The sequence below is a fragment of the Aporhodopirellula aestuarii genome (genome assembly GCF_023701485.1).
GTDB lineage: Bacteria > Planctomycetota > Planctomycetia > Pirellulales > Pirellulaceae > Rhodopirellula > Rhodopirellula aestuarii.
The window spans coordinates 85,293-91,484 of sequence record NZ_JAMQBK010000028.1 but is presented as its reverse complement, the minus strand read 5'-3'; the positions used below and the strand labels follow the sequence as shown (position 1 = coordinate 91,484).

Genomic DNA, 6,192 nt, shown 5'->3' with positions numbered 1-6,192 from the left:
AAAATCAACACGCTGTTAGGGTTCGCTGCGATCAGTGACGCCAGCGACTGGATTGCACGAGCGTCCGCTGTGATTGGTTGCATGATGCTACTCACGTTCAGCCACCTCCTGGCGAAAGGATTTTCAGCGTCTACCTAAGCAACAAGGGTGAGAGGCTGTACGTAATCACGGAGCATGATCGAAGCGCAACAACGTTGCTATTGTCCGAAGAATACTGACCCCTGAAATTCACACCAGTCGCACAACGGCAAAAAGTCTCATGCGACCTGAGACACGATGCAACCCACTTCTACTCCAACATCAACTTGAAAGTCTTCCAAATGCACGTTAATCGGATTCATGGGTTCTTTGGTAACGATCCACCGCCACCAGAACAAACTGTGCCGGAAACAGCGTTAGAAGAACGACAGCATCTCTTAAGTCATCATGTGCGACTTGTGTGTCAAAAACTGACACATGGCTTGTTCGTTTATGGTTCGAGAGGAGGGCTTGGTAAAACAAAAATCATCCTGCGTGTTTTGCGTCAAGAACGAATTCGCCCAGTCTTGCTGAACGGGCATTGCACACCTTTGTCGCTCTACACCAACCTCTACAATAACTCAGACAAAGTGATTTTCCTTGACGACTGCGACAGCCTGTATCGAAATCTACCGGCGTTGGGAATTCTCAGAAGTGCCTTGTGGGGAGACAGCAATAGAGGTCGCTTGGTCACGTACAACAGCAGTCAACTGGAAATCCCAAACTCATTCAATTTTACCGGGCAAATCATTTTCACGGCCAACAATCTGCCCAGCAAGAATCATGCATTCAATGCCGTGCTGAGTCGTGTTGATGTTTTTGAACTCGATGCATCGAACGATGACGTGATCGAAATGATGTATCAATTGGCGGACGACGGTTTTGAGTCCATGTCCCCAAGTCAATGCAGGATGGTTGTCCACTTCATCGCTGACAATTCAGCAAGTCGGGAATTGTCGTTGCGAATTCTTGAACCTTCGTACCGAAAGTACCTTTACTCCCAGCAAGCTGGAATTGATTGGCGGGAGTTGGTTATGACACAACTCGATCAGTTTGGCACGCAGCAACCTAGCAAGGTTGACACAACCGTAGACGATCTCGATTGCTTGAAGCAGGTTTTGGATGATCACGGAACGGTAAAGGAGCAAATCGAGGCATGGTGTCAATTGACAAAGAAGTCTCGTGCAACATTCTTCCGGCTTAAGAAGTCGCTGAGTACCAGCAACGATTGAACAACGCAAATTCCCAATTTCGTATAAGAGTCAGATCACGAAGTTCAGTATCCCTTGGAGACCAAAATGAAACTTTCAAAGACCGAAAACCAGTCCAGTTGCGTATCCCAAAATGCAATTGCGAAATCCAAAATCATTGCTCAAATTGCCAAAATTGTCCGCAGGCACGGTTTGGATTACGAGGACTGGCGCTACGTGACTAAGGCAGTGAGACAAAAGTGTGAACTGACTCCAAAGAAGAAAGGCCGCAAGTTACCCAAGGTTCTGACGCAGGATGAGTTCAAGCGGTTTTATGAGGTCGTTGATCGTGCCTCAGATGTCCAACACAGCTTGATGCTTCGACTGCTATTCCAGACGGCAGTACGCAATTCAGAATTGTGCGGAATTCAAGTTGCCGACGTTGACTTGGCAAATAGCAAAATACGCATCAACGATGGAAAGGGATCGAAAGACCGCTACGTCCTTTTTGGAAAGTCTTTCGCCACAGCACTACGCACCCACATGGCTGCGCATCCAAGTAACCGTTGGTTGTTCCAAACCAGACGGAACTCAAAGTACACCACTCGACGGTTGCAGCAAATTGTGAAGCAGTACGCTATCGAGGCAGGTGTCACTGCAACACCACACACGTTCCGCCACCAAGCGATCACATGGTTAACACGGCATTCGGGCATGGCCGATGCCGAGCTTCAGATTCTCACTGGCCATGCACGCAGAGAAACTCTCTCCGTTTACCAGCACGTTGCACTGGATGAAGAACTGGAAGCCAAGTATCAAGAAGCCATGAAGAAAACGGATTTGTAGGCTCGAAAGGAGCAAGTGGCATGAATCATCAATGTAGCGGTGAACTCGGTATTGCCTGGGGGACCAGTACACCACGCCCTGCTTCGGTTGTATCTAACATGAGGGCAGGCGGGTATCGATTCGTGATCCAACACCACACGATCTACGTTGGCGGATGGGCAGTTCAAAAGGCAGCATACAATCTAAGAATTATGCTGCGTCTCACAAAAGACCATCCGACAAAAAGTTGTTGCTTTTCAAGAACGTTGTTACCAACGAAAAGTTTTCTAACCGCACTGAACGAACATGGCATTCCTGCGCAACGTCAGGGAAAGCACTATCTTGTTGCCCGAAACGTGACACTTCCTCACGGGCCGATCTCAGTTTGCATGATACTCGACAATCTTTTTCCGACGTTTGATCAGGGCCAGTTCGTCTTTGATCCGGCCCCGTCAGCGTGGGGTGAGTTCACAATTGAACATGTAGTTGTGAAAGCGATTGTGAGCAGCGATGCAGGCCCAACTCAATCGGCACCGAAGCCTGATAATTGCAGACAATGACCAACTCACATGAGATTTCCATCTGCATCAAAGCAACGCTGCTCTCCGTTCTCGTCGATCATGGAATAGTATTGGCCATTGGAGTCCCAATCTGCACCTTGGTTTGACAACCCTTCGACCCGTTCGCTTCTCTCTTTTAACTCGACTTCAATCATTGCTTTGTCAACTTCGCTGAACATGAGCCACATTTCTGCATCGTGATGGGTCATGAATTTCATGATTGCAGCCCGATGTCTATTGTCATGGCATTCATCACACAAAGTTACGAAGGCGTGGGGTGGATAGTCCCACGGCTTCTTCCCTCTCACATAGTGTTCGTGATGACAGTGAATTCGTATCCCGCTTTTCTGGCAGTCAACGCACGTCCGGTTGTCTCGTTCGTAGATTTTCTTCCGCTTTGCAAGCCATTCTGGTTTCTTTAATTGCTCTCGATACCATTCTTTGCCGTTCATTCTTCCGCATCCAAGTTGGTTGGGCCAACACCAAAGCCATGATTTTAATCCACATGTTGGACCTCTACGATTGTGCAACCCGCCAAAACAAACCGCAAATCAAAACCGTGTTACAAAAATTGAATTAGAAAAACTATTTTCAATTCCGGTCAGGTTTTAGGACGTGGCGGGCTCCCCATGTTCCCAACGCAGTTGCTTTTTCTTCGCCACAAAAAATCCCGGCTGAAATTCTCCAGGGTTCAATGAGCGGCCTTTTTTTCACCAATTCCTTTCACCCGCACAAGTGTTGATTTTGCAGAATTCGGTGTCGAGTTCTGGAGAACCGCTACGAAAAAACCACGTAAATAACGTGGTTTTAGAAGATCGGTTTCGATCCGTTATCCTCCACTCAAAAAGCCGCTTGTGAAATCACAAGCGGCTTTTTTCGTGCGCCGATCTCCTTTAAAGCCAATGATTTAGCGTGTTTTCGATGGCGTGCCCCGGTTGTGGTGGTGGAGTGCGTTGTCAGATTCTATGTCGGATTTGGCAAAGTGTAGAATTTGCCGAATATGAATCACCGAAAGCCGAAAACCTACCGAGGAAAGCTCCCCAAGCCGGATAAGCGAGGCTAGCGTTACAACTTTTGGATCGGCACGGAACGCCTCAAAATCCATCCAGCGTTGGTTGGAGAAATCACCCGGTCAATTCCGCCCGACGTTCTATGTCGAGGATGGCAGCGAGTTCTCGCAGCAAGGCAGCACCATCGCCGCTGTAGGCACTCCCATGCTGACAGGCGAGTGTCGTAGGATTGAGCGATGCCAGACGCTCCAAGATGGTGCCAGTCTTGGTTGAGTGAGCGTAGTAATCCATTGGCTTACGCATCGCTTCGCTCGCCGTCAGGATTTCCGATTCCGTGACTGGTTTGGTTTCCGCACCCGGCTGGGTGAAAAGGTCGCCGCACAACAGCGTGCTGGTCGATTGATCGAACAATACGCCGCAGTCCCAACCGTGCGGTACATGCGGTGTGTCAATCCATTGCCATGTTTTCTTGCCAGTCGAGAAAGTGTCGCCATCGGCCAACCCTCTACCTTCACGGTCGGCATGATCGTTGAGTGATGTCATCAAGCCAACTTGGCTGGCAAATGGGACTGCCTGCGGTGCAACAGCCAGAAACTCATTCATTGCACCCGCTTCGTCCCCTTCAAAGTGGGAGTAACCGATGTGGCGGATCTGATCCAGCGGAATGACCTTTGAGATCGCTTCGGAGACGAACGGAAACCATCGACGCCAGCCCGTGTGAAAGATCATCGGCTCATCGTCCACGATGAGGTACTGGCTGAGATTGAAGCCACCGGGGATGGAGTCAGTTCGCAGCGGAGTGTTGATCCGGTAGACCCCCGCTGCAACCTCGTCGACTGTTGTTCCGGTGTGGGCGTTTGTTTGCATGGAAATCGTCCTGTGAGAACAATCGGTTGTTATTTTAGTTTTTCTGTTTTCTTCGCCGCAAACCCAGATTCGTCACCTTGATGAAAGAAGATCATACCATCGAGTGTGTCACCTTCGATGATCGCCCAGCCTCTGCCTGAATTTGGCGTCATTTCATCCATGCCCTCGAATGTGAACTCGACTGCCGGTCGTCCGTCACGCTCTGTGTCTCGCCAGTCGATCTGGCCCTGAACATAGCCAAACTGAAATTCGCCGAGACCATCCTTCCTGAACTCAAAGTAACCGGGAACATCTTCATCCACAAAATCCTGATCCCATTCCGTCAGTCGAGAGGAAGAGAGCTTCTACATTCTCGAAGGCGAAATCACATTCCAGATTGGCGAAGAACGTGTGGTCGCAACAGCAGGAATGTTCGCCAACATGCCTGTGGGCACTCCCCATTCGCTCAAGAACGAGAGCAATCAACCGGCGAAAATGATCATCTCAATTGCGCCCGCTGGACTGGAAGAAATGTTTTTCGAGTTCGGCGTGCCACTGTCAGAAGGTTCAACGTCTGCATTGCCGCCGACGAAAGACGAGATCGAGAAGTTGCTGGCAATTGCACCGAATTATGGGATCGAAATTAGAGTCCCGCACCATGATCAAGGAAACGTCAGACGTGACCAGACATGTGAGAATCAGGTGATCAATGGCACACAAGAAACCCAACTTGCCCGAGAAAACCTGCGTGGTCTGCGGACGGCCGTTCACTTGGCGAAAGAAGTGGGAGAAGGTTTGGGACAAGGTTAAGTATTGCAGCGACAAGTGCCGCAAGAGCCGTGACGACAAATCGACCAACAAGTCCGACGAATCATGAAACTGTTTGTCGCCATTTTGGGATCGCCCCTCCTTCTGGCGGTCGCCGCATTTTGTGGGTTCGGCTTCTTGGCGACGTTTGAGCCGACCGACAACGTGACTCAGTTCAAGGCCTTCAGGATTGGCTACATCGTCATCGGGTTGGGTTGTCTGGTCGGCGTTGGCTTCTTGATAACGAACGCTATTCGCAAATGAGTTCAACTGAGGAGATTTCTAATGGAGCAGAAGATCGTCAAGAAGCTCGAAAGCGAGATTGAGGAGGCTATCGCCGAGGTCATTATGAAAATGGGCTTGAAGCGATTGCCATTTCTTCCCAGCCAACAGACCATGCACTTGATGTCGAAAGCCGCAGTCATCGATCCCGTCACCGAACGGTTCAAAGCCTTGGCGAAACTGATTGTACCGCTGGCCAGGGCAATGAATCGTTGGCAGGCAAACGACTGCCCGTCGTCTTCCATGAATTCCCTAAGCGTGCTCAGCGCCCGCTCGATGAAGCGGCTGTCGTCCGTGATGCCCGCACCGTACATCACGCACGAGTAAAGCGACTTCGTATTGCTCATGATGATGTACTGAGTGCGATCAGCGGTGAAGAGATGGCATGACCAGTCCGCATATGAATTCTCATCCAGCGGCATCTCGGTCAACTTACCCGCTTTGATCTTCGTGTTCCGTTTTTGGGAGAGTCGAAGGATCATTGGCCCCAGTTCCAAAACGTAATCTTCAGTTGCGGCACACAGCAATCGACAGCAACTCTTGCAAGATCAATGCCATTTTATCGTGCGAATCTTCTCTCGAACACTCTGCTGGAGAGGGCTAAGCAGGTCTGCAGGAATCATCTGGCGGAACCGCCGCGAACTGTAGGCCGGA

General features: G+C 50.0%; 9 protein-coding genes and 1 pseudogene. 6 read left to right on the top strand and 4 right to left on the bottom strand.

Annotated elements, in window-relative coordinates; all coding sequences use genetic code 11:
• Positions 1-305 precede the first annotated feature (305 nt).
• The 3 genes from NB063_RS10605 to NB063_RS10595 all read left to right on the top strand — a co-directional run bounded on the left by NB063_RS10605 (position 306) and on the right by NB063_RS10595 (position 2,593).
• Positions 306-1,250 carry a hypothetical protein gene (locus NB063_RS10605; RefSeq protein ID WP_250928704.1) on the top strand — a complete coding sequence of 315 codons (945 nt, stop codon included), beginning with the start codon at positions 306-308 and terminating at the stop codon, positions 1,248-1,250.
• Positions 1,251-1,316: 66 nt separating this feature from the next.
• Positions 1,317-2,054 carry a tyrosine-type recombinase/integrase gene (locus NB063_RS10600; protein ID WP_250928703.1) on the top strand — a complete coding sequence of 246 codons (738 nt, stop codon included), beginning with the start codon at positions 1,317-1,319 and terminating at the stop codon, positions 2,052-2,054.
• Positions 2,055-2,074: 20 nt separating this feature from the next.
• A complete protein-coding gene (locus tag NB063_RS10595; RefSeq protein WP_250928702.1) occupies positions 2,075-2,593 on the top strand; it encodes a hypothetical protein in 519 nt (172 codons plus the stop codon).
• 5 nt (positions 2,594-2,598) lie between these two features.
• Here NB063_RS10595 and NB063_RS10590 read toward each other — a convergent pair whose 3' ends face one another.
• The 3 genes from NB063_RS10590 to NB063_RS10580 form a co-directional block, all read right to left on the bottom strand.
• Positions 2,599-3,045 carry a hypothetical protein gene (locus tag NB063_RS10590; protein WP_250928701.1) on the bottom strand — a complete coding sequence of 149 codons (447 nt, stop codon included), beginning with the start codon at positions 3,043-3,045 and terminating at the stop codon, positions 2,599-2,601.
• 672 nt (positions 3,046-3,717) lie between these two features.
• Complete coding sequence (locus NB063_RS10585) at positions 3,718-4,470, bottom strand: oxygen-binding di-iron domain-containing protein (protein ID WP_250928700.1); 753 nt, start codon at positions 4,468-4,470, stop codon at positions 3,718-3,720.
• A 29-nt stretch (positions 4,471-4,499) separates the two neighbouring features.
• Positions 4,500-4,772 (bottom strand): hypothetical protein, encoded by a 273-nt coding sequence (locus tag NB063_RS10580; RefSeq protein ID WP_250928699.1) that lies wholly within the window; start codon positions 4,770-4,772, stop codon positions 4,500-4,502.
• Between the two features lie 37 nt (positions 4,773-4,809).
• On the opposite strand from NB063_RS10580, the pseudogene NB063_RS10575 reads away from it, so the two are divergent.
• The 3 genes and pseudogenes from NB063_RS10575 to NB063_RS10570 all read left to right on the top strand — a co-directional run.
• Positions 4,810-5,259, top strand: a pseudogene (locus NB063_RS10575) (cupin domain-containing protein); the annotation flags it as partial.
• A complete protein-coding gene (locus NB063_RS32595; RefSeq protein ID WP_407652599.1) occupies positions 5,198-5,326 on the top strand; it encodes a DUF2256 domain-containing protein in 129 nt (42 codons plus the stop codon). The pseudogene NB063_RS10575 and the gene NB063_RS32595, both read left to right, overlap by 62 nt.
• Positions 5,323-5,520 (top strand): hypothetical protein, encoded by a 198-nt coding sequence (locus NB063_RS10570; protein WP_250928697.1) that lies wholly within the window; start codon positions 5,323-5,325, stop codon positions 5,518-5,520. Before NB063_RS32595 ends, NB063_RS10570 begins: the two co-directional genes overlap by 4 nt.
• Positions 5,521-5,522: 2 nt before the next feature.
• Here NB063_RS10570 and NB063_RS32590 read toward each other — a convergent pair whose 3' ends face one another.
• Positions 5,523-5,960 carry a DUF6933 domain-containing protein gene (locus NB063_RS32590; RefSeq protein ID WP_407652598.1) on the bottom strand — a complete coding sequence of 146 codons (438 nt, stop codon included), beginning with the start codon at positions 5,958-5,960 and terminating at the stop codon, positions 5,523-5,525.
• Between the last annotated feature and the right edge of the window lie 232 nt (positions 5,961-6,192).